The sequence below is a fragment of the Streptomyces mutomycini genome, from assembly GCF_001700505.1.
GTDB lineage: Bacteria > Actinomycetota > Actinomycetes > Streptomycetales > Streptomycetaceae > Streptomyces > Streptomyces mutomycini.
Genome location: NZ_MAPV01000078.1, coordinates 34,849 through 61,007 on the forward strand (window position 1 = coordinate 34,849; position 26,159 = coordinate 61,007).

26 protein-coding genes are annotated in these 26,159 nt (G+C 72.1%); 19 read left to right on the forward strand and 7 right to left on the reverse strand.

Annotated elements, in window-relative coordinates; all coding sequences use genetic code 11:
• Positions 1 to 4 precede the first annotated feature (4 nt).
• On the forward strand, positions 5 to 571 hold the full coding sequence (locus BFF76_RS12270; RefSeq protein WP_031095056.1) for a PadR family transcriptional regulator: 567 nt from the start codon (positions 5 to 7) through the stop codon (positions 569 to 571).
• Here the strand turns inward: BFF76_RS12270 and BFF76_RS12275 are convergent.
• Positions 568 to 1,542, reverse strand: coding sequence for a DMT family transporter (locus BFF76_RS12275; RefSeq protein ID WP_065848204.1), 975 nt, complete (start codon positions 1,540 to 1,542; stop codon positions 568 to 570). The two genes, BFF76_RS12270 and BFF76_RS12275, sit on opposite strands and share 4 nt — an antisense overlap.
• Positions 1,539 to 2,351 carry a phosphatase PAP2 family protein gene (locus BFF76_RS12280; RefSeq protein WP_107418424.1) on the reverse strand — a complete coding sequence of 271 codons (813 nt, stop codon included), beginning with the start codon at positions 2,349 to 2,351 and terminating at the stop codon, positions 1,539 to 1,541. Before BFF76_RS12280 ends, BFF76_RS12275 begins: the two co-directional genes overlap by 4 nt.
• Before the next feature lie 151 nt (positions 2,352 to 2,502).
• Here BFF76_RS12280 and BFF76_RS12285 point away from each other — a divergent pair, with 151 nt between their 5' ends.
• The 6 genes from BFF76_RS12285 to BFF76_RS12310 all read left to right on the forward strand — a co-directional run bounded on the left by BFF76_RS12285 (position 2,503) and on the right by BFF76_RS12310 (position 6,887).
• Positions 2,503 to 3,147, forward strand: a complete 645-nt coding sequence (locus tag BFF76_RS12285; protein WP_065848206.1) for a TetR/AcrR family transcriptional regulator — start codon at positions 2,503 to 2,505, stop codon at positions 3,145 to 3,147.
• Positions 3,148 to 3,361: 214 nt separating this feature from the next.
• Positions 3,362 to 4,375: an SPFH domain-containing protein gene (locus tag BFF76_RS12290; RefSeq protein ID WP_053929677.1), complete on the forward strand. Its 1,014-nt coding sequence runs from the start codon at positions 3,362 to 3,364 to the stop codon at positions 4,373 to 4,375.
• A complete protein-coding gene (locus BFF76_RS12295; protein ID WP_031095047.1) occupies positions 4,372 to 5,271 on the forward strand; it encodes an inorganic polyphosphate kinase in 900 nt (299 codons plus the stop codon). Before BFF76_RS12290 ends, BFF76_RS12295 begins: the two co-directional genes overlap by 4 nt.
• A gap of 64 nt (positions 5,272 to 5,335) precedes the next feature.
• Positions 5,336 to 5,830 (forward strand): nucleotide triphosphate diphosphatase NUDT15, encoded by a 495-nt coding sequence (locus BFF76_RS12300; RefSeq protein WP_053929678.1) that lies wholly within the window; start codon positions 5,336 to 5,338, stop codon positions 5,828 to 5,830.
• A 55-nt stretch (positions 5,831 to 5,885) separates the two neighbouring features.
• Complete coding sequence (locus BFF76_RS12305; protein WP_053929679.1) at positions 5,886 to 6,380, forward strand: FBP domain-containing protein; 495 nt, start codon at positions 5,886 to 5,888, stop codon at positions 6,378 to 6,380.
• A 99-nt stretch (positions 6,381 to 6,479) separates the two neighbouring features.
• Positions 6,480 to 6,887 (forward strand): SHOCT domain-containing protein, encoded by a 408-nt coding sequence (locus tag BFF76_RS12310; RefSeq protein ID WP_031095038.1) that lies wholly within the window; start codon positions 6,480 to 6,482, stop codon positions 6,885 to 6,887.
• Positions 6,888 to 6,980: 93 nt separating this feature from the next.
• Here the strand turns inward: BFF76_RS12310 and BFF76_RS12315 are convergent, their stop codons facing one another.
• A complete protein-coding gene (locus BFF76_RS12315; RefSeq protein ID WP_031095036.1) occupies positions 6,981 to 7,649 on the reverse strand; it encodes a GntR family transcriptional regulator in 669 nt (222 codons plus the stop codon).
• Positions 7,650 to 7,871: 222 nt separating this feature from the next.
• Here BFF76_RS12315 and BFF76_RS12320 point away from each other — a divergent pair, with 222 nt between their 5' ends.
• The 4 genes from BFF76_RS12320 to BFF76_RS12335 all read left to right on the forward strand — a co-directional run bounded on the left by BFF76_RS12320 (position 7,872) and on the right by BFF76_RS12335 (position 12,051).
• On the forward strand, positions 7,872 to 8,897 hold the full coding sequence (locus tag BFF76_RS12320) for an amidohydrolase family protein (protein ID WP_065848207.1): 1,026 nt from the start codon (positions 7,872 to 7,874) through the stop codon (positions 8,895 to 8,897).
• Between the two features lie 27 nt (positions 8,898 to 8,924).
• Positions 8,925 to 9,608, forward strand: coding sequence for a 4-carboxy-4-hydroxy-2-oxoadipate aldolase/oxaloacetate decarboxylase (gene ligK / locus BFF76_RS12325; protein WP_031095032.1), 684 nt, complete (start codon positions 8,925 to 8,927; stop codon positions 9,606 to 9,608).
• A gap of 120 nt (positions 9,609 to 9,728) precedes the next feature.
• Positions 9,729 to 10,649, forward strand: coding sequence for an amidohydrolase family protein (locus tag BFF76_RS12330; protein ID WP_065848208.1), 921 nt, complete (start codon positions 9,729 to 9,731; stop codon positions 10,647 to 10,649).
• A gap of 43 nt (positions 10,650 to 10,692) precedes the next feature.
• Entirely contained in the window at positions 10,693 to 12,051 is a 1,359-nt protein-coding gene (locus BFF76_RS12335) for an MFS transporter (RefSeq protein WP_053929682.1), read from the forward strand.
• Here the strand turns inward: BFF76_RS12335 and BFF76_RS12340 are convergent.
• The 3 genes from BFF76_RS12340 to BFF76_RS12350 are packed head-to-tail and all read right to left on the reverse strand — an operon-like array spanning position 12,035 to position 14,963.
• Positions 12,035 to 12,853: an ABC transporter ATP-binding protein gene (locus BFF76_RS12340; RefSeq protein WP_031095026.1), complete on the reverse strand. Its 819-nt coding sequence runs from the start codon at positions 12,851 to 12,853 to the stop codon at positions 12,035 to 12,037. The two genes, BFF76_RS12335 and BFF76_RS12340, sit on opposite strands and share 17 nt — an antisense overlap.
• 8 nt (positions 12,854 to 12,861) lie before the next feature.
• Positions 12,862 to 13,971, reverse strand: coding sequence for a FecCD family ABC transporter permease (locus BFF76_RS12345; protein ID WP_053929684.1), 1,110 nt, complete (start codon positions 13,969 to 13,971; stop codon positions 12,862 to 12,864).
• Entirely contained in the window at positions 13,968 to 14,963 is a 996-nt protein-coding gene (locus BFF76_RS12350; protein WP_065848209.1) for a FecCD family ABC transporter permease, read from the reverse strand. The genes BFF76_RS12345 and BFF76_RS12350 overlap by 4 nt, the downstream gene beginning before the upstream one ends.
• A 249-nt stretch (positions 14,964 to 15,212) precedes the next feature.
• On the opposite strand from BFF76_RS12350, the gene BFF76_RS33750 reads away from it, so the two are divergent.
• Genes BFF76_RS33750 through BFF76_RS12390 form a run of 8 tightly spaced genes read left to right on the forward strand, consistent with a single transcriptional unit; the run spans position 15,213 to position 24,930 of the window.
• A complete protein-coding gene (locus BFF76_RS33750) occupies positions 15,213 to 16,193 on the forward strand; it encodes an ABC transporter substrate-binding protein (protein WP_065848210.1) in 981 nt (326 codons plus the stop codon).
• A complete protein-coding gene (locus BFF76_RS33755) occupies positions 16,190 to 16,978 on the forward strand; it encodes a 2,3-dihydro-2,3-dihydroxybenzoate dehydrogenase (protein ID WP_065848211.1) in 789 nt (262 codons plus the stop codon). Before BFF76_RS33750 ends, BFF76_RS33755 begins: the two co-directional genes overlap by 4 nt.
• 58 nt (positions 16,979 to 17,036) lie before the next feature.
• Positions 17,037 to 18,236 (forward strand): isochorismate synthase, encoded by a 1,200-nt coding sequence (locus tag BFF76_RS12365; protein ID WP_053929687.1) that lies wholly within the window; start codon positions 17,037 to 17,039, stop codon positions 18,234 to 18,236.
• Positions 18,233 to 19,882: a (2,3-dihydroxybenzoyl)adenylate synthase gene (locus BFF76_RS12370; protein WP_065848212.1), complete on the forward strand. Its 1,650-nt coding sequence runs from the start codon at positions 18,233 to 18,235 to the stop codon at positions 19,880 to 19,882. Before BFF76_RS12365 ends, BFF76_RS12370 begins: the two co-directional genes overlap by 4 nt.
• A 47-nt stretch (positions 19,883 to 19,929) precedes the next feature.
• Positions 19,930 to 20,562, forward strand: coding sequence for an isochorismatase family protein (locus BFF76_RS12375; protein ID WP_065848213.1), 633 nt, complete (start codon positions 19,930 to 19,932; stop codon positions 20,560 to 20,562).
• Between the two features lie 5 nt (positions 20,563 to 20,567).
• Entirely contained in the window at positions 20,568 to 20,795 is a 228-nt protein-coding gene (locus BFF76_RS12380) for a phosphopantetheine-binding protein (RefSeq protein WP_031095010.1), read from the forward strand.
• On the forward strand, positions 20,792 to 24,739 hold the full coding sequence (locus BFF76_RS12385; protein WP_065848214.1) for a non-ribosomal peptide synthetase: 3,948 nt from the start codon (positions 20,792 to 20,794) through the stop codon (positions 24,737 to 24,739). Before BFF76_RS12380 ends, BFF76_RS12385 begins: the two co-directional genes overlap by 4 nt.
• A complete protein-coding gene (locus BFF76_RS12390; protein WP_065848215.1) occupies positions 24,736 to 24,930 on the forward strand; it encodes an MbtH family NRPS accessory protein in 195 nt (64 codons plus the stop codon). The genes BFF76_RS12385 and BFF76_RS12390 overlap by 4 nt, the downstream gene beginning before the upstream one ends.
• Before the next feature lie 15 nt (positions 24,931 to 24,945).
• Here BFF76_RS12390 and fes read toward each other — a convergent pair.
• On the reverse strand, positions 24,946 to 26,159 hold a 1,214-nt coding region (gene fes, locus BFF76_RS12395), incomplete at its 5' end, for an enterochelin esterase (protein ID WP_065848216.1).

A 26,159-nucleotide genomic window follows, 5' to 3' on the forward strand; every position in this document is an offset into this window, starting at 1 on the left:
GTCCATGTCACTCCCGCACGCGATCCTCACCGCCCTGCTCGAGAAGCCTTCGTCGGGCCTCGAACTGACGCGCAGGTTCGACCGGTCGATCGGCTACTTCTGGCCGTCGACGCACCAGCAGATCTACCGCGAGCTGGGCAGGCTGGAACAGGCCGGTCACATCCGGGCCCTGCCCACGGCTCAGCCGGCCCGCGGCCGGAAGAAGGAGTACGAGGTGCTGGCCGCGGGCCGTGAGGAGCTGGCGGCCTGGGTGTCGCTCGCCGAGGACCCGCGGCCCGTCCGTGATCCGCTGCTGCTGAGGATGCGGGCGGCCGCCGTGGTCGGTGCCCCGGGACTGGCCGGGGAGCTGCGCAGGCACCTGGTGCTGCACCAGCGGCAGCTGGCGGAGTATCTGGAGATCGAGGAGCGGGACTTCCCGCCGGAGCGCACTTCGGAGGAGGACCGGCTGCGCCGTCTGGTGCTGCGCGGGGGCATCGACCTGGAGACGTTCTGGACGGGCTGGCTGACCAGGGCGATCGGCGACCTGGACGGTCCGGTGGCGGGGAGCGGGACCGGACCGGGGGCTTCCTAGCCGGGGCCGGACCGGCTCCCGACCGGTTCCGGGCGCAGCGTGCGTGGCCCGGGGGCGCGTGGGGTGGTCAGGGACTGACCGGTGATGACGACCCTGGACGGCGGCCCCGTGACGACGGGCGGGGAATCGGGTCCGGCGTCGGCCGTGCTCCGTGCCTGCGCCCGGCTGAGCAGGAGCACGCCCTCCACGGCGGCCGCGGCTCCGACGACCGCGGGGATCAGCCCCAGCACCCCGCCCTGGAGGCGTTCGCCGAGCAGGACCAGGCCGATCGCGGCGGCGGCGACGGGGTTGGCGAGGGTGACGACGGCGAGCGGCGCGCCCAGGCCGCCCCGGTAGGCGGTCTGGGAGAGCATCAGGCCGCCCAGGGCGAAGAGGGACACGAGCGCCGCCACGGTCACCAGCCGCCAGCTCAGCAACGGGCCCGAGTGATCGGTGGCGGCGACCGTCAGGGTCTGGGTGAGGGCGGAGGCAACCCCTGACGTGATGCCCGAGGCCGCGGCGTGCCGGAGCCCGGGCCTGGCACCCGGCCGGCCGAGCACGGCGACGAGCGCCATGGTGACGGCGCCGACACCCAGGGCTTCGGGGAGGCTCAGGGTGTCGTGCGGCGCGGCGCCGCCCGCGGCCAGGAGCAGCGCGGCGAGCCCGACGAGCGTGAGGAGTGTGCCGCGCCACTCCGTACGGCTGACCCTGCGGCCCGCGGAGCGGGCCCCGAGCGGGACGGCTGCGACGAGTGTGAGCGCGCCGAGCGGCTGGACCAGGGTGAGCGGTCCGTACTTCAGCGCGGCGACGTGCAGCAGTGCCCCGCCGGCGTTCAGGCCGACCGCCGACCACCAGGCTCCGCGGCCCAGCAGGCGCAGCGCTCCGGCGGAGGGGTCGGTCCGGCCGGCGAGCCGGGCCTGCGCGACCGCGGCGGCCGCGTAGGCACCGGCGGAGACGAGGGAGAGCGCGACGGCTGTGAGTGTGGGGTTCATCGCCGTGCTCCGGAGCGCGCGTAAGCGGGGGGCCCGTAGCGCTGGGCGGGTACGACGGCGGGCCGGGACAGGCGCGTACGGACCGGTGTGCGCGGCAGCCTGAGCGCGGCGTAGGCCACGGCGAGCAGGGCGGCGACCACGATCGCGTCGAGCCAGTAGTGGTTGGCGGTTCCCACGACGACGAGCAGAGTGAGCAGCGGGTGCAGAAGCCACAAGAGGCGCCAGCGGGAGCGTGTGGCGACGATCAGCCCGACGGCGACCGCCAGGGCCCAGCCGACGTGCAGTGAGGGCATGGCCGCGAACTGGTTGGCCATCGAGTCGGTCGCGGGGCTGTCTGCGTACACCGTGGGCCCGTAGACCTGCCCGGTGTCGACGAGGCCCGCGGCCCGCAGCATCCGTGGCGGGGCGAGCGGGAAGAGCAGATGCAGGGCGAGCGCGGCGCCGGTGAGTGCGGCGAGGACCCGGCGTGACCAGACGTAGTGGCGCGGACGGCGCCAGTACAGCCAGGCAAGGAACGCGAGCGTCGCCGGGAAGTGCACGGTGGCGTAGTAGGTGTTCGCCGCCTGGACGAGTGTGTGGCTGTGCAGCAGTGCGCCCTGTACGGCTCCTTCACCGGGCAGGCCGACGGCTCGTTCGAGGTTCCAGATGTGTCCGGCGTTGCGGAAGGCCTCTTCCACATGGCCGTTCGCGGCCTGCCTGCCGAGCTTGTAGACGAGGAAGAGTCCGGCTATGAGAAGCAGCTCACGGACGAGGGGCGGTCGGGCTGAGGTGTCCGGCTCCCGCTCCGCAGGCTCGCTGCGGGTGTGCATCACCCGTGCCCCTTTGCTGACGGTGCGCTGTTACGACGCCGACATGGCGAGTCCATGCCGTATCGATACGCCAGTGTACCGATACGTCTCCGTATCGGTACACTGGCGTATCGAGGGTCCCCAGCCGCACAGGTCGCAGAGAGGGAAGCAGATGCCGTCGCCCGGTTCCGCACAGGAGTCAGCACCCGCGTCACGCCGGTCGAAGATCACACCGGAGCGGGCACAGGAGCTCTACAACGCCGTGCTGGACCTGCTCCGGGAGAGCGGTTACGACTCACTGACCATGGAGGGCGTCGCCTCGCGCACCCGGTGCGGAAAGTCGACGCTCTACCGCCAGTGGGGCTCGAAACCGGAGCTGGTCGTCGCCGCACTGCACGGCACCCGTCAGACCCTGTTCTCGGACATCGACACCGGCAGCCTGAGCGGCGACCTGCACGAGGTGGCCCACGCGGTGGACGCGGCATCCGGCCAGGACACCGCGCTGATGCACGCACTCAGTCACGCAGCGCTGCAGAATCCCGATCTGCTCTGCGCACTGCGCTCCACGCTGATCACACCGGCCATCGCAGCGATCGACGCGATGGTCGAGCGTGCCGTCCGGCGCGGCGAGCTCGACCCCGACAACCCCGCGACGGACTACGTGGCCGCCCAGGTGCTGGGCATCATGCGCGCCCGGCCGCTCCTGGAGGGGCGGTACGCCGACGACGGCTTCCTCACCCGCTTCATCGAGTGCGCCGTGCTTCCGGTGCTCGGACTCCCCTCCCTCCCGCAGGCCCCTCGGGAAAGCGGGAGCTGATGAACGTGGGCCGTCGCCGGAGCGGATGACGACGACCCGCCCGTGCGCCGCACCGTGGGGACGGGGTCGGCGCACAACCGGCCGGCCGGTGGTTTCCGAGGGGACCACCGGCCGGCCGCTTCACACCCCGCACCCACCACCCCTTCTCGTCGGCTTGACGATATGCCGGTGAGCCCATTATCGTCGCCATGACGAGAAAGAGGGGGTCCCCGACATGGCCGACATCACCAGGCGCTTCGGCTGGCGGCACCTGCGCTCCGCGCCCACCGCCCACATCCGCCACCACCGGCGCGGCAGGCTCACCCACGACGGCCCCGGGCTGAGCTTCTGGTACCGCTCGCTCTCCGCGGCGCTCTCCGAGGTGCCGGTCGACGACCGGGAACTGGCGATGGCGTTCCACGCCCGTACGGCCGACTTCCAGGACGTGACCGTGCAGGCCACGGTCACCTACCGCATCAGCGATCCGGCCGAGGCCGCCGCCCGGCTCGACTTCTCGGTGCACCCCGACACCGGGGTCTGGCGGGCCGCACCCCTGGAGCAGATCGCCACCCTGCTCACCGAGACCGCACAGCAGCACAGCCTGGACGTCCTGGCCCGCACCCCGCTCGCCACCGCCCTGGTGGACGGCGTCGCGACCGTACGGGAGCGGGTCGCCACCGGGCTCGCGGCCGAGCCCCGGCTGCCGGCCACCGGTATCGACGTGGTCGCCGTGCGCGTCGTCGCCATCCGGCCCGAGGCGGAGGTCGAGCGCGCCCTGCGCACCCCGGCCAGGGAGCAGATCCAGCAGGAGGCGGACCGGTCGGTGTACGAGCGCCGGGCGGTGGCGGTCGAGCGCGAGCGCACCATCGCCGAGAACGAGCTCGCCAGCAAGATCGAACTCGCGCGCCGCGAGGAGCAGCTGGTCGACCAGCGGGGCACCAACGCGCGGCGCGAGGCGGAGGAGAAATCCGCGGCCGACGGAGTGCGTGCGGCCGCCGAGGCCGCCCGCACGGTGCGTCTGGCCCGCGCGGAGGCGGAGGCCGCCCGTGAGGTGGGTGCGGCACGGGCCGAGGCACAGGCGGCGTGGCTTCGGGCGCACGCGGACGTCGATCCCGGCACGCTGCACGCCCTGGCCGCGACGCGGCTGGCCGAGAATCTGCCCCGCATCGACAGCCTCACGCTCTCCCCCGACGTCCTGACGGGCCTGCTCGCCAGGCTCGGCAGGCCGGAGCCGGAGGAGCGGGCGTGAGTCTGGCCCCGCGTGCGGTGCTGGTGCACCGCACGACCGAGTACGAGGAACTCCTGGCCCGGCACGGGACGCACGGGCAGGCCGCGTTCGTGCTGGCCGGCCGCGGCCGGTCCGTCGACGAGGTCGCCGAGCGCCACCGGCGCAACGAGCGCGCGCTGGCCGAGGTGGCCGCCGCCGTGCCGTTGCGGTGGCGCAGCACCCGGGTGGAGCGGGCGGACCTCGACCGCTTCCTGTTCGGGCCGGAGGACGTGGTCGTCGTGGTCGGGCAGGACGGACTGGTCGCCAACGCCGCGAAGTACCTGACCGGCCAGCCGGTCGTGGGCATCGACACCGACCCGGGCCGCAACCCCGGAACCCTCGTACGCCACCGGGTCCGTGACGCGGCGGCACTGTGCCGGGCCGCCGTGTCGCCCGGCGGGCGGGTGGACGCACTCACGATGACCGAGGCCGTCGCCGACGACACGCAGCGACTGCTCGCCCTCAACGAGATCTACCTCGGATCACCCGGCCATCAGACCGCCCGCTACCGCATCGGCCCCGACGGCGCCCCGACGGCCGGCGAGCCCCAGGCGTCCTCGGGCGTCCTGGTGGGCACCGGTACGGGCTCCACCGGCTGGCTGCGCTCCCTCTGGCTCGAGCGGGGCGGTCCGGTGCGGCTGCCGGCCCCTTCCGATCCGCGGCTGGTCTGGTTCGTGCGCGAGGCCTGGCCCTCGCCGGCCACCGGCACCTCGACGGTCGTGGGCGAACTGGGGCGCGGAGACGGCCTCAGGCTCACCGTCGAGTCGGACCGCATGGTGGTCTTCGGCGACGGGATGGAGTCCGACGCGCTGGAGTTGACGTGGGGTCAGTCCGTCCGGCTCGGCATCGCGGACACCACCCTCAACCTGGTGGCGTGACCGCCGTGCGAGGATGGCGCGGTCCGTGCGGACCCGTGTCCGACCAGCCGGGAGCAGAGCAGCGATGACCACTGATTCCGCGAACACTCCCTCCCGGAACACCCGCCCGCCGCTCGCCCAGGCCGCACTCGGGGTGGGCGTCGTCGTACAGGACGGGGAAGGCAGGATCCTGCTCGGCAGGCACCGGAGCGGTACCTGGGAGCTGCCCGGCGGCAAGGTCGACCCGACGCACGAGTCGGTCGCGGCCGCCGCCGCCCGCGAACTGCGCGAGGAGACGGGGCTGCGGGTGCCGGAGGACGCCGTGACGGTCTTCGCGATGGTGCACGACGTGGTGGGCGGCATCAACCGGATCAGCATGGCCGCTCTGGTGCGGGTGGAGTCCGCGGACCCGCAGGTCACCGAACCCCATCTCATCAGCGCGTGGCGGTGGACCGCCCCCGAGGAGCTGCCGGGCCCCCTGTTCGACCCGTCGGCCCAGATACTGGCTGTCTGGCGCCCGGATCTCGCCGTCGAGCACCCGGCGGCGCACCATCTGCGGATCGCACCTCCAGGAACATGACCTAGAACCATTAATTATTTGCCTAGGCCTCATAGGCAGAGTTAGCGTCGATGCCATGAGAGCCGTAAGTGAGCAGGACATCCGGGCGTCGTTCGTCAACTGTTCCAAGGGAGAGGCGAAGCGCCTGCCGCTGCCGCGCGACCTGGAGGAGCGGCGCTGGGACGATCTGGACTTCCTGGGCTGGCGCGACCTGTCGGCTCCGGACCGCAGCTACATCGTCACCGAGTTGCGCGGCGAGCTGGTCGGCATCACCCTCCGCTTCCCGTCGCAGCAGCGCGGATTCCTGCACCGCAGCATGTGTTCGGTCTGTCTGACCACACACCCGGGCAGCGGGGTGTCCCTGATGACCGCGCGGAAGCGGGGACAGGCGGGCAGGGACGGCAATTCGGTGGGCATCCACCTCTGCACCGACCTGGACTGCTCGCTGTATGTGCGCGGCAGGAAGACCGCGGCCCCCGGCGGGCGCTTCGAGGAGTCGCTGACCGTCGAGCAGCAGATCGCGCGGACCAGGGACAAGCTCTCCGCGTTCCTGGACACCCTTTCCGCCTGACCGGCAGAACATGCGGCGACAGGGCGGCGGATGTACCAATAAGGGGATATTCCGCGAGATCGGAGCAGACCCATGGACGACTACGATCGGAGCAGACCCATGGACGACTATCCGCTGCTGAACCTCTTCCTCACCATGATGTATCTGTTCCTGTGGGTCCTGTGGTTCTTCCTGCTCTTCAAGGTGGTCACGGACATCTTCCGGGACCACTCGATGAACGGCTGGGCCAAGGCGGCCTGGGTGATCTTCGTGATCGTGCTGCCCTATGTGGGCGTACTCGTCTATCTGATCGCCCGGGGCCGGGGAATGGGGCGCCGCGAGGTCAAGGAGGCGGAGAACCGCGAGGCCGCGTTCCGGCAGTACGTGAAGCAGGCCGCCCGCGACGGCGGTGACACCGGAGCCGGCGGCGGCCACGTGTCCGACCTCGCCAAACTCTCCGAGCTCAAGGAGAAGGGCCACCTGAGCCAGGAGGAGTACGAGAGGGCCAAGGAGAAGCTGCTCGCCTGACACCGGCGCCACCTCCCGCCCAGGTCACCGGACCCGGGCGGGAGATCCATGTCCGGGCCCCGCACCCCGACCACCGGCCGGGCCACAGGCCCGTCAGCCCAGGCGGGCCGGTACGGGCGTTTCCCGCAGCGCCTCGACGACGCTCTCGACGTGCGCCCGCGCGGCGGCCTCCGCGGCTTCGGGATCGCCCGCGACCACCGCGTCGATGATCGCCAGGTGCTGCGGCAGCGACTGTGCCGGACGGCCGGGACGCAGCGCCAGACGGAACTGGTAGCGCACCATCTGGCCGTTCATCCGTTCGAGCAGGGCCTGAGCCACCTTCTGGTCGCTGACCTCACCGATGGACTCGTGCAGCCTGCGGTTGAGCACCGAATAGGCGTCCGGGTCCCCCTCCGCCACAGCGCGGCCCATCGCGGAGCCGATGTCCTTCAGCTCCTGGCGCACCTCCTTCGAGGCGTACTCCGCCGCCCGTCTGGCGCACAGACCCTCCAGCAGAGCCCGGCACTCGGTGATCTGGATCGCCTCCTCGACGGAGACCACCCGCACCCGCGCTCCGCGCCTGGGAATCAGCTCCACCAGGCCTTCGGCGGCCAGATCCTGCAGCGCCTCCCGCACCGAACTCCGCGTCGCCCGGAAGACCTCGGACAACTCCTGCTCGACCAGGCGCTGTCCGGGCACCATGTCGCCTGCCGCGAGCGCCTCCCGGATACCGCTGGAGACCGCACTCCGGCCCGTCCGGCCGGTGACCTGATTCGACGTCACCCCTCCGCCTTCCGTACATCGTCGGAACATCCTCGTCGCCGCGTGGAACCCACGCCGCCACCTCAGCGATGATGCCTGAAACTTTATCGTCAGGCATATTGTCAACAATTTCATCGACGGTTACGGTGGCGTGACAGCCGGCCGGGCGAGCCGGGACCTGGAGCGGCCTTGCGGCCGGATACTCCCGGGCGACACACGCAGGCACTTCGAAGAGGAACAGCGATGATCATCGACTGCCACGGTCACTACACGACGGCCCCGCCCGCGCTGGAGGCGTGGCGGCACCAGCAGATCGCCGGTCTCCGGGACCCCTCCGTGTCACCGCGGAAAGCAGATCTGAAGATCAGCGACGACCAGCTGCGCGAGAGCGTCGAGCCGAACCAGCTGAGGCTGATGGACGACCGCGGCATCGACATGACGGTCTTCTCGCCGAGAGCGTCCTTCATGGCCCATCACGTGGGGGATTTCAGCACCTCGGCCGAGTGGGCGGCCATCTGCAACGAGCTGTGCTTCCGTGTCGCCAGGCTCTATTCCAAGCGCTTCGTCCCGGCCGCCATGCTTCCGCAGTCGCCGGGCGTCGACCCCGCGACCTGCATACCGGAACTCACCCGGTGCGTCGAGGAGTACGGCGCCGTCGCGGTGAACCTCAACCCGGACCCCTCCGGAGGGCACTGGACCGCCCCGCCCCTCACGGACCGCTCGTGGTACCCCCTGTACGAGAAGATGGCCGAGTACGACGTCCCGGCGATGGTCCATGTCAGCACGAGCGTCAACCCCGCGTTCCACACCACGGGGGCGCACTACCTGAACGCCGACACCACCGCGTTCATGCAGCTCGTGCAGGGCGACCTGTTCACGGACTTCCCCACGCTCAGGCTGGTCATCCCCCACGGCGGCGGCGCCGTTCCCTACCACTGGGGCAGGTTCCGCGGCCTGGCGATGGCGCTGGGAAAGCCGCCGCTGGAGGAGCACGTCCTGGGCAACGTCTTCTTCGACACGTGCGTCTACCACCAGCCGGGCTCGGATCTCCTCTTCGACGTCGTGCCCACCCGGAACATCCTCTTCGCCTCGGAGATGATCGGGGCCGTCCGGGACATCGACCCCAGGACCGGCCGTCACTTCGACGACACACGCCGCTACGCCGAGGCCGCCGGGCTCTCCCCGGACGGGCTGGCCGACATCCAGGAGCACAACGCGCGGTCCGTTTACCCGCGTCTGGACGCCCTGCTGAAGCGCCAGGGCCGCTGAAACCCGCGGAAGGAAGTGAGCACAGCCATGTACGAACTCGGAGTGGTCCACCGCACGGTCGAACGCCCCGGCCCGGCGGACATCGAGGCCCTGAAGCCCTTCGGTGTCAGCACCGTCCACGAGGCCATGGGCCGCACCGGCCTGATGCGCCCCTACATCCGCCCCGTCTATCCGGGGGCGGCGTTCAGCGGTACCGCGGTCACCGTGCTCCTGCAGCCGGGCGACAACTGGATGCTGCACGTGGCCGTGGAACAACTGCAGCCGGGCGACGTCCTCGTGGCGGCCTGCACCACCGAGTGCGAGGACGGGTTCTTCGGCGAACTGCTCGCCACGTCCGTACGCGCCCGGGGCGGCGTGGGCCTGGTCATCGACGGCGGATGCCGTGACGTCCGCGAACTGCGGGCCATGGACTTCCCGGTCTTCAGCCGTGCCGTCAACGCGAAGGGGACCGTCAAGGCCACGCTCGGCTCGGTGAACGTGCCGGTCGTGTGCGCCAACGCGCCGGTGCACCCGGGCGATGTCGTGGTGGCGGACGCGGACGGTGTGGTCGTCGTTCCCTCGGGCCGGGTCGCGGAGGTGGCCGATGCCTCCCGCCGCCGGGAGGACAACGAGGAGGGCAAGCGCCGCCGTCTGGCCGCGGGTGAGCTCGGCCTCGACATGTACGGCATGCGCGGGCCACTGGAGGCCGCCGGGCTGCGCTACGTCGACTGACCGGCGGTGCGGGGACGGCCGGGCGGACAGGGGCGAGCCGCCCGGCCGTCCCCCGGGTGCGCCCGCGCTCCAGGACCGGCGCGCCCCCGCACCCTTCCCCACGACCCACGAGGAGATCTCATGAGTGTTCGTTCCCCCAGAACCCCTGGCTGGCTGGACTGGTACCGGGATCCGTCCGTGCCCGCGTTCCGGCTTCCGTCGGGTACCGTCGACGCCCACTGCCATGTGTTCGGACCGCAGGCCGAATTCCCCTTCGCCCCCGAGCGCAAGTACACGCCCTGCGACGCCGGGAAGAGCGAACTCGCCGCACTGCACAGCCACCTCGGCATCAGCCGCGCCGTCGTCGTACAGGCCACCTGTCACGGCGCGGACAACACGGCGATGCTCGACGCGGTCCGCGCGGCCGGTGGCAGGGCCCGGGGGATCGCGACCGTCCGTCCGGACATCTCCGACGCCGAACTGCGCACGCTGGACGCGGCGGGGGTGCGAGGGGTGCGCTTCAACTTCCTCCGCCGCCTGGTCAGTACCTCACCGAAGGAGGACCTGGCCAGGATCGCCGAGAAGGTCGCACCACTGGGCTGGCACATCGTGCTCTACTTCGAGAGCGCTGATCTCCCCGAGCTGGAGGGCTTCTTCGGCTCCCTGCCCACCCCGCTCGTGGTGGACCACATGGGCCGGCCCGATGTGACGCTGCCGGTGGGTGGTCCGCAGTTCACCCGCTTCCTCCGCTTCGTCGCCTCCAACGACGTGTGGGTGAAGGTGTCCTGCCCCGAACGCCTCAGCGTGACCGGTCCCGCCGCCCTCGGCGGCGAGAGGCACGCCTACACCGATGTCGTGCCCTTCGGCCGCCGCGTGGTCGAGGAGTTCGGGGACCGGGTGCTCTGGGGCACGGACTGGCCGCATCCCAACCTCACCGACCACATGCCCGACGACGGGCTCCTGGTCGACCACGTGCCGCAGGTCGCGGTCACCCCCGGGCAGCAGCACAGGCTCCTCGTCGACAACCCCATGAGCCTGTACTGGCCCGGCGAAGTCGTCTGACCCCCTCCCCGCCCGCACCCGCACTCCGACAGGGACCGTCCCCATGCAGCACGCCAATGCGGCGAACCGGCTGGACCGGCTGCCGATCTCCCGCTTCCACAAGACCACCCTGCTGGCCGTCGCCTTCGCCTACTTCTTCGAGTTCGCGGACATCAACAGCTTCGCGACGACCGCCCCCAAGCTGATCGACCTCTGGGGCGTGACGGTCAATCAGGTCGCCTACGTCACCTCACTGTCGTTCGTCGGCATGTTCATCGGCTCCATCGTCGCGGGAGCCGTCGCCGACCGGTGGGGCCGTAAGAAGACCCTGCTCCGCACCATACTGTTCTTCGGATTCTTCTCGTTCGTCTCGGTGTTCTCCTGGGACGTCTTCTCACTGGGCGTCTTCCGGGTGCTCACCTCGGCGGGTCTGTCGGCGATGACGGTCGTGGCGGTCATCTACGTCAACGAGATGTATCCGGCCGCCGTCCGCGGCAAGTACCAGGCGTACGCCATGGTCATCGGCATCTGCGGTACGCCGGCCACCAACCTGATCGCCAGTCTCGTGGTTCCGCTCAGCGACTGGTCCTGGCGGCTGGTGTATCTGTGGGGTGCGCTCGGCGTCCTCCTCGTGCTGTTCTCCAAGCACCTCAAGGAGTCCCCCCGCTGGCACGAGAGCAGGGGTGACCACGCCGCGGCCGACGCGGTCCTGCGTGAGATCGAGGCATCGGTGATCGCCGAGAAGGGGCCGCTGGCCGAACCGGCGGAGCCCGTCGAGGAGCCCCCGGCGGTCAAGGCCCCGGTGCGTCTGCTGCTGCAGAAGAGGTACCTCGCACCGACGCTGCTGCTCACCGTCCTGTGGGTGACCCAGACCATCGGCTTCTTCGGATACTCGAGCTTCGCGCCCACCCTGCTGGCCAAGGAGGGCTTCAGCGTGGAGAAGTCCGTCTTCTACATCGCTCTCACCACGGTCGGCGCACCCCTCGGCTCCTTCCTGGCCTCCCTGGTCACCGACCGGTTCGAGCGCAAGTGGTGTCTCGTCGCCTTCGGCACGGTCATCGCGCTGTGCGGTCTGCTGTACGGGCTGACCTTCGACCCGGTCCTGATCGTGGTCTTCGGCTTCCTGGTGAACCTCTTCGAGCGCGGCTACACCGCTCTCGCGTACGCCTACTCCCCCGAGCTCTTCGACACCCGGAGCCGCTCCCTGGGGACGGGGATCACCTACGGGATCGGCCGGCTGTCGAACGCCGCGGGACCGCTGATCATCGCGGCGCTCTACAACGGCACCGGCTACCAGAGCGTCTTCTACTTCATCGCCGGTGTCTGGATGGTGGGCGCAGTGGCCCTGGCCGTCTTCGGTCCCCGGACCCGGCCGTCCCGTCCGGCCGTACGGAAGCCGAAGGCCGTCACCCCCGCTTCGTGAGCCGCCGGGCCCTGGGCACCACGACCGGGGAGCCGTCGCCCGGTGCGCCGAGTATGTCGGCGTCCACCCCGTAGAGCTCCTTCACGAGGGCCTCGTCGACCACCTCCTCCGGCTTGCCCCGGGCGACGACGCGCCCGTCCTTCATGGCGACGAGCAGGTCGGCGTAGCGGGCCGCGGCAGCGAGGTCGTGCTGCACCATGACGACGGTGCGTCCGGTGGCGGCGACCTCCCTCACCAGTTCCAGGACCTCCACCGCGTGGCCGAGGTCCAGGGCGCTGGTCGGCTCGTCGAGCAGGATGACCGGGGTGTGCTGGGCGAGGACCATCGCGAGCCAGCACCGCTGGCGCTGGCCGCCCGAGAGCCTGTCCAGGCGCTCGGCGGCCAGTTCCGTCGTTCCGGTGGCGGCGAGTGCGTCGCGTACGGCGTTCTCGTCCTCCCTGGACCACTGGCGCAGCAGCCCCTGCTGGGGGTGGCGGCCGTAGCGGACGAGCCCCGCCACCGTGACGGCCTCCGGCGCGCGCGGCGACTGGGGCAGCAGCGCGACACGATGGGCGGCCCGGCGCCTGCTGAGCTCCCAGATGTCCTCGCCTCCCGCCCGGACGGTTCCCGATTCGGGACGGTGCAGGCGCGCGACGGTGCGCAACAGGGTGGATTTCCCACAGCCGTTGGGGCCGACGATCGCGACGACCTGGCCGGCGGGGACGGTGAGGCCGACGTTCTGGACGACGGGGCGTCCGGGATAGCCGGCGTGCAGGGCGGTGACTTCGAGACCGGGGGCGGTCTCGCGGGATGCGTCGGTCATGGGGACGGTCAGGCCTTTCCGGTGGCACGGTCCGGGCGGAACAGGACCCAGAGCAGGAAGGGGCCGCCGAGGACGCTGGTGACGACGCCGACGGGCAGTTCGACGGGTGCGGCGACGCGTCCCAGCGCGTCGGCCGCGGCGATCAGGGCGGCTCCGGTCAGTGCGGAACCGGTGATCGGCACCCGGGTGGGTCCGGCCAGCCGCTGGGCCAGGACCGGAGCGGCGAGGGCGACGAAGGCGATGGGTCCGCCGACGCCGACGGCCGTGCCCGCGAGGGCGACGGCGAGCGCCAGCGCTCCCGCGCGCAGCCGGCGCAGATCGACGCCCAGCGAGGCGGCCATGTCGTCGTCGAAGCGCAGAAGTTGCAGCCGGTGTCCGACGGCGAGGGCGAGCGGGACCAGCACCAGCAGGACGAGTGCCAGCGGCGTACCGACGCCCCAGTCCCGTCCGTTGAGACTGCCCACGGCCCACAGGAAGACGCCGCCCGCGGTGTTGTCGTTCTCACGGGACATGATCAGGTCGCCGACCGCGCCGATGAACGTGGAGACGCCGATGCCCGTCACGAGGACGCGGTAGCCGGCACTTCCCGCTCCGCCCGCGCACAGGACGACGATCGCGGCGGCCGCCACGGCGCCGATCGGGCCGAGCCACCAGTTGCCCACCACGGCGGTGGTGGAGCCGGCCGCGACGGCGACGACGGCTGCCGTGGCGCCGTCGTTGACACCGACCAGGTCGGGGGTGGCGAGGCGGTTGCCCGCCAGGGTCTGGGTGAGGCAGCCTGCGATGCCGAGTGCGGCGCCGACCATGAGGCCGGCGAAGATGCGGGGCAGCCGGAAGTCCCGCACGATCATGACGGTGCCGGGATCGCCCGTGCCGAGGAGCCCGGAGACGGTTTCCGGCAGGCTCATTCCGGTCGAACTCGCCATCACCGCGAGGGCCGTGAGGACGACGAGGACCGGCACGAGGAGCGCGGCGGCGAGCGCGCTGCGGCGCGGGAGGAGCCAGGAGAGCGTCCCACCGCGCAGCACGGTGCTGTCGGGCGGTGTCACGTCGGCGGCCCCGGTGTGCGCGCCGCTCCCGGCGGTTGAGGTGCGTCCGGCCGCTTTCAGGTCGGTCATGCCTCGGCCCCCGCGGTGGACAGACGGGAGGAGCGGGCGATCCAGACGAGCAGCGGACCGCCCACGAAGGCGAGCAGCACGCTGACCGGTGTCTCCCAGGGGCGGATGACGATCCGGGCGAGGATGTCGGCCAGGATCATGATGTCGGCCGCGATCAGTGCGGACAGGACGAGTTGGGCCGTCATGCGGGGTCCGCTCAGTGCCCTCGCGGCGTACGGGGCCAGCAGGCCGAGGAAGGCGATGGGGCCGGCCACGGCGACCGCGCAGCCGGCGAGCAGCGAGACCGCTGCTGCGACGACGAGCCGGATCCGGCCCGGGTGGTGGCCGAGCGAGCGGGCGCCGTCGTCGCCGAGGCCGAGCGCCGACAGCGGGCGGGCGCAGCCGAGCGCGGTGAGCAGGCCGAGGGCCGCCAGCGGCAGGAGGGGGACGAGATCTGCGGTCTCGACCCCGGCGAGCGAGCCGATCGTCCAGTACCGGTAGGTGTCGAAGGTCGACTGGGTGCCGAGCAGGACGTAGGAGGTGCAGCCGTGGAAGGTGGCGCCCAGTGCGGATCCGGCCAGGACGAGGCGCAGCGGTGAGCCTGCCGTACGCCCCGATCCGGCGAAGAGCAGGACGACGGCGCTCGCCGCCATGCCTCCGGCCAGCGCCCACACCAGCAGCGCGGCCGGGGAGTCGGCGCCGAAGAAGGTGAGCCCGAGGACAACGGCGAAGGCGGCACCGGAGTTGACGCCCAGCAGGCCGGTTTCGGCGAGCGGGTTGCGGGTGGCGGCCTGGAGGAGGCAGCCGGCCGCTCCGAGGCAGGTGCCCACCAGGAGGGCGGCGAGGGTGCGCGGAAGGCGTACGTCCATGACGGCCAGCCGGATCCGGGCGTCGGCGCGGGCGGCGGGGTCGCCGATCAGGAAGTCCCAGGCGCGTGCGGCAGGGCTGTCACCGGTGCCGATGACCAGGGAGAGCAGCACAAGGATCACGAGGAGAAGCAGAAGTCCCGCCATGGCCGGGAGGGTTGAGCGCCCCTGGGCCGGGGGACCTTCGGATGGGCGGGATCCGGCTGATCGTGGCCGACCCCCTTGCGCTATCGACATAAGGGTAGCCTAACCTAAACGCACTCGTCCGATTCCGGCGGGTCATGGGCACACCTGTGCCCTGAAGTGGCGCGCCGTGCACCGCTTCTCCCCGATGCAGACGTCGGGGGCGCCCAGCCGGAACAGGATTCGCCTGAATGCAAACGGAGATCCCAGGCCATGGCGCCGTATTCGTCCCCTTCGTCCCGCGGTATCGCACGTCCCGTCGTGTCGGCGACGCTGCTCAGCCTCTGCGCCCTCACGCTGAGCGCCTGCGGATCCGAGGACAAAGCCGGCTCCGCCGGCGTGGATGCCGCGGCGACGGCCCAGGTCACGGACGCGACCGGGACGAAGGTCGAGATACCGGCCGCGCCGGAGCGCGTGGTCGCCCTCAGCGAGATGGACCTCGACGCCGCCCTCGCCCTCGGCGTCGAGCCGGTGGGACTGACCGCCGGCCGGGGCCAGAAGGGCGCACCCCAGTACCTGGCGGACCAGGCGAAGAGCATCCCCGTGGTGGGCGCCGTCACCGGCCCGGACATCGAGAAGGTCGTCCGGGCGAAGCCGGACGTGATCCTCGCCGGTCAGCTCGCCGACGAGCAGGTGCTCGCGCAGCTGCGGAAGATTGCGCCGACGGTGGTCACCATCGGCGACGACAAGGACTGGAAGAAGGCCCTCCAGCTCACCGGGACGACGCTCGGCAAGCCCAACGAGGCCGAGAAGTTCCTCGCCGGCTACGAGAAGGAGGCCGCGGCCCTCAAGGCCGATCTCGGCTCGCGGGCCGGCGCGGACGTGTCAGTCGCCCGGTATTCGGCCAAGGGCACCGCGGTCATGCAGCAGGGAGTCTTCATCAGCGACGTCCTGAAGGACCTCGGCTTCGGGCGGCCGGGGATCCAGAACGAGCAGGGCGAGGGGCACTCGACGCCGCTCAGCGACGAGAACCTCGAGGAGATCGACGGCGACTGGCTGTTCATCGGCTCCCTCGACGCCGGCACCGACGCGGACCTCCTCGCACGGCTGGCGGAGAAGCCCGCCTATGGGCAGCTGGGTGCCGTGCGGGACAAGCACGCGACGGTCATCGACGGGACCAAGTGGACCAGCCTCGGTGGTGCGCAGGCAGCCGTCTCCGTGCTCGACGACATCCGGAAGGCCATGGTCAAGTGAGCCTCGGTCAGGAACTCGCAGGCCGTACCGCCCTCGTGACGGGAGCGGGCCGCGGCATAGGCGAGGCGGTCGTGCACGCCCTCGCCGGGCGCGGCGCGCACGTCCTCGCCACCGATCTCGCCGCGGAGGGCATCGCGGCGCTGGAGAAGTCGTACGACGGCCTGGTGACCGCCCGCACCCTCGACGTCACGGACCCCACCGCCGTCGAGGACGTCGTCGCGGAGGCCGAGCGCTCGCTCGGCCCGCTGGACATCGCGGTCAACGTGGCCGGAATCCTCAGTGGTTCGGCGGTCGCGGACCTGTCCGACGAGGAGTGGGCCGCCACGTTCGCGGTGAACACCCACGGTGTGTTCCACGTGTCACGGTCCGTCTCCCGCCGGATGACCGAGCGGGGTTCGGGCAGCATCGTGACCGTCGCCTCCAACGCCGCGGGCGTCCCCCGTACGAACATGGCGGCGTACGCGGCCTCCAAGGCCGCGGCGGTGATGTTCACCAAGTGTCTCGGCCTGGAAGTCGCGCCCCGTGGCGTGCGGTGCAACACCGTGTCCCCCGGTTCCACCCTCACCGACATGCAGCGCGGCATGTGGACGGCCGGGGACGAGGAGGCATCCGCCCGCCGCGTCCTCGAGGGGGACCCGGCGACGTACCGCACCGGGATACCGCTCGGCCGGATGGCGGACCCGTCCGACATCGCCGACGCGGTCGCCTTCCTGGTGTCCGACCGCGCCCGGCACATCACCATGCACGACCTGTACGTCGACGGCGGGGCCACCCTGCGGGCCTGAATCCCGCCCCGCCCCGTCATCCTCCCGACGCTCGAGCCATCCCCACCGGAGACCACCCATGTCTGCATCTCTGCGCGTCCCCGCCGCTCCTCCCCCGGTCGGCTCCCCCGGCGCGGCGACCGCCCTGCTGGAGGCCTACCGGCCCGGCACGGACCGCTTCCTCGCCACACCCCGGCACACCCTGCTCGGCTCCGGCACCACGGCGGCGGTGCCGCACGACGCACGGCCCCTGACCCTGCGGGTGCGGGAGGTCCTGGACGGCGCCCGGCGCGCGGGCGGTCCCGCCCCGGTCGTCGTGGGCTCCGTCCCCTTCGCGCCCGGCGGGGTGGCGGCACTGGCCGTCCCGGAGACCGTCAGATGGGCGGCCGCCCTGCGCGCGGACCCGCTCATCGCGCTGCACCGCCCGGACGCCGGCCAGGGCGACGACTGGCGCATACGTGAGGTCCCGGCGGCGGAGGAGTACTCCGCGGCGGTGGCCGCCGCCGTGGAGCGGATGCGGGCCGGGGAGTTCGACAAGGTGGTCCTCGCCCGCACGCTGGAGCTCACCTCGGCGCGTGACCTCGATCTGCCGGCCATGCTGAGCCGGCTGGCACGCCGCGACCCGGACGGGTACACCTTCGCGGTACCCAGCGGTCCGGGCCGCACGCTCCTGGGGGCGAGCCCCGAACTCCTCGTGGCCCGCCGGGGCGACCGGCTCGTCGCGAATCCGCTGGCCGGTTCGGCACCGCGCAGCAGCGACCTGGCGGAGGACGTCCGCAGGGCCGCCGCGCTGCTGGACTCGCCGAAGGACCTGCACGAACACGCGGTCGTGGTCGATGCCATCCGCGAGGCTCTCGCACCGTTCTGCGTGCGCCTGGACGTGCCCGAACGCCCCACCCTCGTACGGACCGCCGCCATGTGGCACCTGTCGACGACCCTGACCGGAGAGCTGCGCGACCCGTCGTCCACCGCTCTGGACCTGGCGTCGGCCCTGCACCCCACTCCGGCGGTCTGCGGCACGCCGACCGAGGTGGCCCGGCAGGTGATCGCGGACTCCGAGCCCTTCGACCGCGGCGCGTACACCGGCATGGTCGGCTGGCAGAACGCGGACGGCGACGGCGACTGGGTCGTGACCATCCGCTGTGCCGAGGCCGAGGGCCGGACGCTGCGGCTGTTCGCCGGGGCGGGCGTGGTGGCGGAGTCCTCGCCGGCCGCCGAGACGGCGGAGACCGGTGCCAAGTTCCGGACCTTCCTGAGCGCCGTGGGAGCCGCACTGTGACCACCCCCCGCACACCCGACGCGCCCACCTGGCCGCGCGAATTCGCCGAGCGCTACCGCGCGGCGGGCCACTGGCGCGGGGAGACGTTCGGCGGATTCCTGCGCGAGCGCGCCGCCGCCCACCCCGACCGCGTCGCGGTCGTCGACCCGGCGCCCGAACGCCGCGAGTGGACCTACCGTGAGCTGGACGAGCGGGCCTCGCGGATGGCCGCGGGTTTCGCGGCACGCGGCATCTCCCCGGGCGACCGGGTCGTCGTACAGCTCCCGAACACGGCGGAGTTCATCGAAGTCGTCTTCGCGCTCTTCCGGATCGGCGCCCTGCCCGTGTACGCGCTGCCCGCACACCGGGAGACGGAGATCGGGTACTTCTGCTCGTTCACCGAGGCCGTCGCCTATGTGATCCCCGACCGGCACGCGGGCTTCGACCATCTCTCACTCGCTTCGAAGGTCAAGGAGCGCACGCCGAGCCTGAGACACGTCTTCGTCGTCGGCTCGCCGGGTGAGCACACCGCCCTGTCGGAGGTGCCGTGCGCGCCCTCGGGGGTCGCATACGAGCCGCAGCCGCACGACCTGGCGTTCCTCCAGCTGTCGGGCGGCACGACGGGCGTTCCCAAACTCATCCCGCGTACGCACGACGACTACATCTACTCGCTGCGCGGGTCCAACGAGATCTGCGGCGTCGACGGTGACACCCGCTTCCTCGTCCTGCTCCCCGCCGCGCACAACTTCCCTATGAGTTCCCCGGGCTGGCTCGGCGCACTGTACGCCGGAGGGACCGTGGTGCTGTGCCCGAGCCCCGACCCGGCGACCGCCTTCCCCCTCGTGGAGCGCGAACGCGTCACGATGACCGGCATGGTTCCGCCCCTCGCACTGGTGTGGACCGAGGCCGGTCCCGGCACCGAGCACGATCTGTCGAGCCTGGACCTGGTGCTCGTCGGCGGAGCAAAGTACAGCGAGGCGGCGGCCCGCCGGCTCGAGCCCGCGCTGGGGTGCCGGCTCATGCAGGTCTTCGGCATGGCCGAGGGACTCGTCAACTACACGCGCCTGGACGACGACCACGAGACCGTCGTCACCACCCAGGGCCTGCCGATCTCCGGGGACGACGAGATCCGTGTCGTCGACGACGCGGACGAGGACGTGCCCGAGGGGGACTTCGGGCATCTGCTGACCCGCGGTCCGTACACGATCCGCGGCTACTGGCGCGCACCCGAGCACAACAGCAAGGCCTTCACCGAGGACGGCTTCTACCGCACCGGCGACATCGTGCGCCGCACCCCGACGGGCCACCTGGTCGTCGAGGGGCGCGCCAAGGACCAGATCAACCGGGGCGGTGAGAAGGTCGCCCCGGAGGAGATCGAGAACATCATCCTGGGCCACCCGTCGGTGCACGACGTGTCCGTCGTGGGGGTGGCCGACGAGTACCTGGGCGAACGCACCCTGGCCTACGTCATCCTGCGCGAGGGCGCAGAGCCGCTGAAGGCACTGGCGGTCAAACGCCTCGTGCGTGAACGCGGTGTCGCCGCGTACAAGATTCCCGACCTCGTCGAATTCGTCGACGCGTTCCCGCAGACCGGCATCGGCAAGGTCAGCAAGAAGGGCCTGCGCTCCGACGCCGCACCCGGCCGCACCGTACCCCCTCAGTTCTGAGATCAGCACCGTGTTCCGCCCAGAGCGGCACCGAAAGGTTCCACCCCATGGCTCTTCCCGCCATCGCCTCCTATGCACTGCCGACCGAAGCCGAACTGCCCGCCAACCGCGTGGACTGGACCGTCGACCCCGCGCGGGCCGTGCTCCTGGTCCACGACCTGCAGAACCACTTCCTGGGCGCCTTCCCGCCCGGTGAGCAGCCGCTCACCGGCATGCTCGCCAACACCTCCCGCGTGATCGAGGAGTACCGCCGCCTCGGTGTGCCGGTCGTCTACTCGGTGCAGCGGGGCGGCCAGACGGCGGAGGAACGCGGTCTCCAGCTCGACTTCTGGGGCCCCGGCGCCGCCGACGACCCCGAGGCGCTCGCGATCCCCGGCGCCGTCGCGCCCGCGGACGGCGACACCGTGCTGACCAAGTGGAAGTACAGCGCGTTCGTGCGCACCGAACTCGAGTCCCTGCTGCGCGGGTCGGGGCGCGACCAGCTGGTGATCACCGGTGTGTACGCGCACATAGGCGTACTCATGAGTGCCTGCGACGCATGGATGCGCGACATCCAGGCCTTCGTGGTGGCGGACGCCGTGGCGGACTTCTCGCGCGAGGACCACGACATGGCGTTGCGCTGGGCCGCGGGCCGCTGTGCGGTCGTCACGTCGACCGACGCGCTCCTGAAGGGGGTCTGAACACCGTGGCGCTCACCCTTGAACTGATCCGCCACGATGTCGCCGACGCCCTCGGTGAGGACCCCGCGGACATCCCCCTCGACGAGAACCTCCTGGACTACGGGCTGGACTCGGTACGCATCATGGCGCTGCTGGGCCGCTGGCGCCGGGACCACGGTGTGAAGGCGGACTTCGCGGACCTCGCCGAGCAGCCCGCCATCGAGTCCTGGGCACCGCTGTTGGAGGCCTCATGACCGCCCTGCTCACCGACGCCGACGGGGCCGGACCGGAACACCGCCCGGACGCACCGGACGCCCCCGCCGTCGAACTGCCGCTGACCGCCGCCCAGTCGGGCATGTGGTACGCGCAGTCGCTCGATCCGCCCAGCCCCGCGCAGAACACCGCGGAGTGCCTGGAGATCGACGGGCCGCTCGACCCCGAGCTGTTCGCGGCGGCTCTGCGCCGCGTGACCGCCGAGGCCGACGCCTTGCGGGTGTCCGTCGTGGACTCCCCCGACGGCCCGCGCCAGCGCGTCCTCCCCTCGGTCGCGCTGCCGCTCACGACGCACGACCTGCGGGACGCGAGCGATGCCGTCCGGCGGGCCGAGGAGTGGATGCGCGCCGACCTGGCCGAGCCCTTCGACCTGACGGCGGGTCCGCTGTTCCGGCACGCCCTGTTCCGCGTGGGCGAGGAGCGGTGGCTGTGGTACCAGCGCATTCACCACCTGGTCATGGACGGCTTCGGCTACTCACTCCTCGTACGCCGCACCGCCCAGGTCTACACGGCGCTCGCCCGGGGGGAGGCCCCCGGGCCCCGCGTCTTCGGGACACTGGCCGATCTGGTCGACGAGGATGCCGCGTACCGGTCCTCCGAGGCCTTCACCGCTGACCGCACGCACTGGACGGAGGCGTTCGCCGACCGCCCCGAGGTACCCCGGCTCGCGGGCCGCGGGGCGCTGCCCTCACGGACGTTCCTCCGCCGTACGGCCCATCTGGGTCCCGAGACCACCGAGGGCGTGCGGGAGCTGGCCTCCCGGCTCCGGGCCACCTGGCCGGACGTGCTGATCGCCGCTCAGGCCCTCTACACCTCGCGGGCGACCGGCCACCGGGAGGTGGTGCTCGGCCTGCCGATGATGGGCCGCATGGGTTCCGTCTCGCTGCGGGTGCCCGGCATGGTGATGAACGTGCTCCCGCTGCGGCTGGACGTGTCCCCGGACGCCACCTTCGCCGAGCTGGTCCGCCAGGTGGTGCTCGGCATCCGGGAGGTCCGCCGCCACCAGCGGTTCCGCTACGAGGACATCCGCCGCGACCTGCGGCTCCTCGGCGAGAACCGCGGGCTGGTCGGGCCGCTGGTCAACGTGATGCCGTTCGACTACGCCGTGGACTTCGCGGGCGCCCCTGCGCGGGCGCGCAACCTGTCGGCCGGGCCGGTCGACGACCTGACGGTGAACATCTACGACCGGGCCGACGGCCGTGGACTGCGCATCGACCACGACGGCAACCCCGCGCTGTACGCCGACGGCGAGCTGGCGGCGCACCAGGAGCGCTTCCTGAATCTCGTGGAACGGCTGAGCGGGGCCGACCCCCACGTACCGACGGCCGCACACGGCATCGCCACGGCGGCCGAACTCGAGCTGGTCCTGGGTACGTTCAACGACACCGAGCGCGCGCTGCCGCCCACGACGCTGATCGGTCCGATCGAGTCGCGCGCCGCACGCACGCCCGAGGCGACCGCCCTGGTGTACGGCGACACCTCGCTCACCTACGAGGAGCTGAACACCCGCGCGAACCGTCTGGCCCGGCACCTGCGGACGCTCGGCGCCCGGCCGGGCGCCGTGGTGGCGGTGTCGGTGCCGCGTTCGGTGGAGCTGGTCGTGTCCCTCCTCGCCGTACTGAAGGCGGGGGCGGCGTATCTGCCGCTGGACCCGGACTACCCGGAGCAGCGGCTCGCGTACATGCTGCGGGACGCGGCGCCGGTGTGCGCGGTGACCGACCGGGCCGGACGGCTCCCGGAGGACACCGGGACGCCGCTGGTCGTCCTGGACGGCCTGGACGTCTCGGGGTACCTCTGGGTGAACCCGTCGCGGCCGCTCACCCCGGCGCATCCGGCGTACGTCATCTACACCTCCGGCTCGACGGGCCGCCCCAAGGGCGTCGTCGTGTCGCACGGTGCGATCGACAACCGGCTGCGCTGGATGCAGAGCGCCTACGGGCTGACGTCGGACGACCGGGTGCTCCAGAAGACACCGTCGTCGTTCGACGTGTCGGTGTGGGAGTTCTTCTGGCCGCTGCGCCAGGGCGCGGTGCTGGTGGTCGCGGAACCGGGTGGCCACAGGGATCCGGCCTATCTGGCCCGGCTGATCCGCGAACAGGGCGTCACCACCTGCCACTTCGTTCCGTCGATGCTCCAGGTCTTCCTCGTGGAGGAGGAGGCGAAGGCCTGCGGAGGTCTCAGGAGGGTCTTCTGCAGCGGTGAGGCCCTGCCCCGGGAGACCGCCGATGCGTTCGGGCGTGAACTGCCCGGCGCCGAACTGCACAATCTGTACGGCCCCACGGAGGCGGCCGTCGACGTCACCTCTCACGCGTGCGCGGCGGAGGCCGCCGGCCCGGTGCCGATCGGCCGGCCCGTCTGGAACACCCGTCTGTACGTGCTCGACGCGGCGCTGCAGCCGTGCCCGCCGGGGATTCCGGGCGAGCTCTACCTGGCGGGGCGCCAGCTCGCGGAGGGATACCTGAACCGTCCCGGGCTGACCGCGTCCCGCTTCGTCGCCGACCCCTTCGGACGCCCGGAGGAGCGCATGTACCGCACGGGCGACCTGGCCCACTGGACGGCACAGGGCGAGGCCGTCTATCTCGGCCGCACGGACGACCAGGTCAAGCTCCGAGGGCAGCGCATCGAGCTCGGTGAGATCGAGACGGCGCTGACGGCCCGGGACGGGGTGGACGCCGCCTGCGCGCTCGTGCGGGAGGACCGGCCGGGCGAGCAGCGGCTCGTCGGCTACATCACCGGGGGCGCCGATCCGGTGGCCGTACGCGCCTCACTGGCTCGGGAGCTGCCGGAGCACTTGGTGCCGGCTGCGGTGGTGGCCCTGGAAGCCTTCCCGCTGAGCCCCAACGGCAAGCTGGACCGGCGCGCCCTGCCCGCACCGGTCTTCAGCGGCGGCGCGGGTTCGCGACGCCCCTCGAACGCGCGGGAGGAAGCCCTGACACGGCTGTTCGCGCAGGTGCTGGGCGCGGACCGGGTGGGCCCGGACGACACGTTCTTCGACCTGGGCGGTACCTCGCTGCTCGCCGTGCGGCTCGTGGCCCGCGTACGGGAGGAGTTCGGCGCCGAGCTGACCATCGGTTCCCTGTTCGAGTCCCCGACCCCGGCCACGCTCGCCGCGCGGCTCGGCTCGTCGGGGCCGGCGTCCGAGGACGCGCTGGACGTCGTCCTGCGGCTGCGCGGCGGGGACGGGCGTCCACCGCTGTTCGCCATCCATCCGGCCGGCGGGATCGCCTGGTGCTACGCCGGGCTGTCGGCCCGCCTCGGCCCCGAACAGCCGGTGTACGGCATCCAGGCCCGGGGGCTGGTCGGTGACGAGGCGCTGCCGCGCACCCTGCAGGAGGAGGCGTCCGACTACGTCCGGCACATCCGTGCGATCCAGGAGCACGGCCCCTACCGGCTGTTGGGCTGGTCCGTCGGCGGGGTACTCGCCCACACCGTTGCCGTGCTGCTCCAGGAAGCGGGCGAGCAGGTCGAACTGCTCGCGCTGCTCGATGCGTTCCCGGCCGAGCAGTGGCGGGAACGGCCGGCCCCCGAAGAGGGTGACGCGCTGACCGCGGTGCTGCGGATGGCGGGCTTCGAGCGCACGCACGAGCGGAACCGCGAGGACGTGCTGGGGACCCTGCGCCGGGCGGGCAGCCCGCTCGCGGGGCTCAGCGACCGCGCACTGTCGAAGATCGTCGACATCGTGCCGAACCACGCCAGGATGATGCGCGAACATCACCACCGGGATTACGAGGGCGACCTGCTGTTCTTCACGGCCGCCGCCCCCCGCGCGGAGGACTGGCTCACCCGCGAGGCGTGGCGGGCGCATGTGACCGGGTCCATCGACAACCACGACCTCGACTGCACCCACCCGCAGTTGATGCAGGACCGCCATCTCGACGACATCGCGGCCGTCCTGGCTGCCCGTCTGAAGGAGCTGGACGCGTGAGCGCGGGGAGCGGCCCGTTCGACCCGGGCCCCGAGGGCCGTGCCACGCACCTGGTGCTGGCGAACTCCCTCGGCAGGCTGTCGCTCTGGCCGGTATGGCGGGAGGTGCCGGCGGGCTGGTCCGTCCGCTTCGGCCCGGCCCCGCACGCGGCGTGTGCCGCCGCGCTGGAGCCGGACCGGCAACAGGACTGAGGAAGTCGGCCGCCCCTACACCGTGGGGGCGGCCGGGCCCAGCAGGTCCACGAGTCCGTCGGCCAGCTCGGTGCGCCAGCAGAGGTAGTCGTGGCCGCCGTTGAACTCCTGGTAGGAGGCGTCGTCGTAGCCCGCCGCCGCCAGGACCTCGCGCAGGCGCCTGGCGGCGGGCAGGGCGACCCATTCCTGTTCGCCGAAGGAGAGCCGGAAGCGGACCGGCAGTCGCGGAGCCGCCTCGATCCGGTCGGTGAGCCACTGCGCCTGCGGCCCGTCCGGCCACCAGAAGGAACCGGACTGGGCGAGGACGGCGCCGAAGCGGCCGGGCACGGACAGCGCGGCGTGGGCGGCACAGAGCCCGCCCAGGCTCTGACCCGCGACGACCGTACGGGCGGGGTCGTCCGTGACGGGGAGGCGGGACGCCGCCCAGGGCAGCAGTTCGTCGGCGAGGAAGGCGGCGAACTCGGGGCGGCAGGTCATGTCGGACCACCGTGTGTCCGCGTCCACGGAATCCGGCAGCAGGGCGACGAGCGGCGGGATGCGGCCGTCGGCGATCAGGTTGTCGAGCAGGTGCCCGAGCCCGAGATGCGGGTGCCAGTGCTCTCCGTCGAGGAGGACGAGCACGGGCAGTTCCGCCGAGTGCCCCGGGTCCAGAGGCGGTTCGTACAGCCAGACGCGGCGGGTGCCGCCGCCTCCCGGCTTCCCGGCCGGCACGTCGTGGGCGGCCACCCGCCCGCGGGGGACGTCCGGCCTCGGCTGCCAGTCCTTCCCGTCGGGAGCCGCGGGCAGCTCGGCGTAGGACACCGGACCACCGCTCCAGCGGCGGGGCAGCGTGCGGCTGTTGAGCGGGTCGTGGCGGCGCTGGTCGCGCAGCCACTGCCAGTAGCCGGCGGTTCCGGGCCGGGGGCCGTCACCCTCGTCCACGTAGAAGTCGTAGGTGCCACGCCAGTCGTGCCGCAGGCGCAGCGACCAGTGCCAGACGTCGGTGCCGGGCACCCGCTCCATCAGGTTGCCCTCGGGCGCCCGGGGGTCGCCGATCTTGTTGGGGAGCACCTGCACGGCGCGGGTGGCGTGGGTGCCACGCCACAGGAAGGTCACCGCATGGTGCTGGGCGCTGCCCTGCGGGTCCGGCGAGACGAGGGGGGTGCCGGTGCTGCGCACGGCCGTCCAGAACTCCTCGGTGCTCTCCCCTGGTTCCGGGAGCCGGCACCCCGGCTCCCGGAGTCGCGGCA

Excerpts from the sequence above, each read along its gene's own strand:
- BFF76_RS12270 (WP_031095056.1), top strand. The coding sequence starts at position 5 with ATGTCACTCCCGCACGCGATCCTCACCGCCCTGCTCGAGAAGCCTTCG.
- BFF76_RS12275 (WP_065848204.1), bottom strand. The coding sequence starts at position 1,542 with ATGAACCCCACACTCACAGCCGTCGCGCTCTCCCTCGTCTCCGCCGGT.
- BFF76_RS12280 (WP_107418424.1), bottom strand. The coding sequence starts at position 2,351 with ATGCACACCCGCAGCGAGCCTGCGGAGCGGGAGCCGGACACCTCAGCC.
- BFF76_RS12285 (WP_065848206.1), top strand. The coding sequence starts at position 2,503 with ATGCCGTCGCCCGGTTCCGCACAGGAGTCAGCACCCGCGTCACGCCGG.
- BFF76_RS12290 (WP_053929677.1), top strand. The coding sequence starts at position 3,362 with ATGGCCGACATCACCAGGCGCTTCGGCTGGCGGCACCTGCGCTCCGCG.
- BFF76_RS12300 (WP_053929678.1), top strand. The coding sequence starts at position 5,336 with ATGACCACTGATTCCGCGAACACTCCCTCCCGGAACACCCGCCCGCCG.
- BFF76_RS12305 (WP_053929679.1), top strand. The coding sequence starts at position 5,886 with ATGAGAGCCGTAAGTGAGCAGGACATCCGGGCGTCGTTCGTCAACTGT.
- BFF76_RS12310 (WP_031095038.1), top strand. The coding sequence starts at position 6,480 with ATGGACGACTATCCGCTGCTGAACCTCTTCCTCACCATGATGTATCTG.
- BFF76_RS12320 (WP_065848207.1), top strand. The coding sequence starts at position 7,872 with ATGATCATCGACTGCCACGGTCACTACACGACGGCCCCGCCCGCGCTG.
- ligK (WP_031095032.1), top strand. The coding sequence starts at position 8,925 with ATGTACGAACTCGGAGTGGTCCACCGCACGGTCGAACGCCCCGGCCCG.
- BFF76_RS12330 (WP_065848208.1), top strand. The coding sequence starts at position 9,729 with ATGAGTGTTCGTTCCCCCAGAACCCCTGGCTGGCTGGACTGGTACCGG.
- BFF76_RS12335 (WP_053929682.1), top strand. The coding sequence starts at position 10,693 with ATGCAGCACGCCAATGCGGCGAACCGGCTGGACCGGCTGCCGATCTCC.
- BFF76_RS12340 (WP_031095026.1), bottom strand. The coding sequence starts at position 12,853 with ATGACCGACGCATCCCGCGAGACCGCCCCCGGTCTCGAAGTCACCGCC.
- BFF76_RS12345 (WP_053929684.1), bottom strand. The coding sequence starts at position 13,971 with ATGACCGACCTGAAAGCGGCCGGACGCACCTCAACCGCCGGGAGCGGC.
- BFF76_RS12350 (WP_065848209.1), bottom strand. The coding sequence starts at position 14,963 with ATGGCGGGACTTCTGCTTCTCCTCGTGATCCTTGTGCTGCTCTCCCTG.
- BFF76_RS33750 (WP_065848210.1), top strand. The coding sequence starts at position 15,213 with ATGGCGCCGTATTCGTCCCCTTCGTCCCGCGGTATCGCACGTCCCGTC.
- BFF76_RS12365 (WP_053929687.1), top strand. The coding sequence starts at position 17,037 with ATGTCTGCATCTCTGCGCGTCCCCGCCGCTCCTCCCCCGGTCGGCTCC.
- BFF76_RS12375 (WP_065848213.1), top strand. The coding sequence starts at position 19,930 with ATGGCTCTTCCCGCCATCGCCTCCTATGCACTGCCGACCGAAGCCGAA.
- BFF76_RS12385 (WP_065848214.1), top strand. The coding sequence starts at position 20,792 with ATGACCGCCCTGCTCACCGACGCCGACGGGGCCGGACCGGAACACCGC.